2 protein-coding genes are annotated in these 2,126 nt (G+C 41.8%); one reads left to right on the forward strand and one right to left on the reverse strand.

Going from position 1 to position 2,126, the window contains the following annotated elements:
- Positions 1–43: 43 nt before the first annotated feature.
- Positions 44–460 carry a uracil-DNA glycosylase family protein gene (locus QVO88_RS12300; RefSeq protein WP_333635141.1) on the forward strand — a complete coding sequence of 139 codons (417 nt, stop codon included), beginning with the start codon at positions 44–46 and terminating at the stop codon, positions 458–460.
- A 143-nt stretch (positions 461–603) separates the two neighbouring features.
- Here QVO88_RS12300 and gdhA read toward each other — a convergent pair whose 3' ends face one another.
- Positions 604–1,956: an NADP-specific glutamate dehydrogenase gene (gene gdhA / locus QVO88_RS04510; RefSeq protein ID WP_022287333.1), complete on the reverse strand. Its 1,353-nt coding sequence runs from the start codon at positions 1,954–1,956 to the stop codon at positions 604–606.
- Positions 1,957–2,126 lie beyond the last annotated feature (170 nt).

The raw sequence follows: 2,126 nt of genomic DNA on the forward strand, positions 1-2,126 counted from the left end.
CGATAAATGACGATAAGTGGCGATAAAGTGGTGATACTATAGCATATACTGGACTAATATTGATAAACTACATCTCATTTCAAAAGGGAAAACAAAACGACTAAAAGACGAATGTGAAAAAGTTCTCAATAAAAAATATCTAAATGATAAGTCGTCAATATTTGAAAGGGAAATAGAGATAATAAACCCAGCAGTTATTATTTTCCTTACAGGACCTCGTTATTACAAAACAATGGGATATGCTCTTGGAACTTCTTTCGATGACAAACCCATGCTCACTAAAAAACAATCGAAGCCGATCGTGAACATAACGGATAAATTAGAGAAATATAGTTCTGTTGAGTCTGCTTTCTGGACATATCATCCGAAATTTTTAAACATGAGAAAGGGTACAAACAATAAAAATGAAATAGAAAATGTAATAGATTATATTAAGATAAACATAGATACGAAAAAGTAAATATTGAATATGTTCCCCCTATCAGCGTGACACTAAGACGCTGATAGGGGGATGTTCTATTTTTGACGCATCATATATGATATAAAAAAGCGGACAGTCAGTTGACTGTCCGCTTCGTATATAGCTTTGTTTATACGCTTATATTAGTAAGCTATGCCCTGCCACTTCATTGCGTCAGCGACCTTCAGGAAACCTGCGATGTTAGCACCTGCAACGAGGTTGCCTTCAAGACCGTACTCCTTAGCTGCATTGTATGAGTTGTGGAAGATGTTTGTCATGATGTTCTTGAGTTTAGCGTCAACTTCCTCGAATGTCCAAGAAAGTCTCTCGCTGTTCTGTGACATCTCAAGAGCTGATGTAGCAACACCGCCTGCGTTAGCAGCCTTAGCTGGTCCAAAGAGAACGCCTGCATTCTGGAATACAGCGATAGCCTCTGGAGTTGAAGGCATATTAGCACCCTCAGCAACAGCAAATACACCGTTAGCTACAAGAGCCTTAGCTGACTCTTCGTTGACCTCGTTCTGTGTAGCGCATGGGAGAGCGATGTCGCACTTGATAGTCCAAATGCCGCTGCAGCCCTCGTGGTATTCAGCACCCTGTACTCTGTTTACATACTCCTTGATTCTGCCTCTCTCAACTTCCTTGATCTGCTTAACAACATCGAGGTTGATGCCGTTTGGATCGTATACATAACCGTTAGAGTCAGAAAGTGCAACTACCTTGCCGCCCAGCTCTGTAGCCTTCTCTGTAGCGTAGATAGCAACGTTACCAGAACCAGAGATAACAACTGTCTTGCCTGCGAATGTCTCATTCTTCATGCACTTGATCATCTCAGATGTGTAGTAGCAAAGACCATAACCAGTAGCCTCTGTTCTTGCAAGTGATCCGCCGTATGAAAGGCCCTTACCTGTAAGAACGCCTGTGAACTCGTTTCTGATTCTCTTGTACTGACCGAACATATAGCCGATCTCTCTTGCACCTGTACCGATATCGCCTGCTGGAACGTCTGTGTCAGCACCGATATGCTTGCAAAGCTCTGTCATGAAGCTCTGGCAGAATCTCATAACTTCTCCGTCAGACTTGCCCTTAGGATCGAAGTCTGAACCACCCTTACCGCCGCCGATAGGAAGACCTGTAAGGCTGTTCTTGAAGATCTGCTCGAAGCCGAGGAACTTGATTACTGATGCACATACTGAAGGGTGAAGTCTGATACCGCCCTTGTATGGCCCTATAGCAGAGTTGAACTGAACTCTGAAACCTCTGTTTACCTGTACCTTGCCGTTGTCATCAACCCAAGGAACACGGAAAATGATCTGTCTCTCTGGCTCAACTATTCTGTCGATTATACCTGCCTCAACAAGGTCAGGTCTCTTTTCTACAACAGGAATGAGGCTTTCCAGTACCTCATATACTGCCTGGAGGAATTCCTTTTCGCCGGGATTTCTCTTCTCAACCTTCTCATAAACGCTTTCAAGATACGCATTGTTCAAAGCCATTATTAAAACTCCCATCTTATAAATTATAATTTGTGCACGGCTTTTTTACTCATTCCGCACATCACCTACTCATTATAGCACACTATTTTGCAATTTGCAAGCAGTAAAATGCAAAATTTCATAATTTTATTGAAATTGTATAAAAATCATAGTCTTTTTTTGAAATGTGA

The sequence above is a fragment of the Ruminococcus sp. CAG:57 genome, from assembly GCF_000435935.1.
GTDB lineage: Bacteria > Bacillota > Clostridia > Oscillospirales > Ruminococcaceae > Hominimerdicola > Hominimerdicola aceti.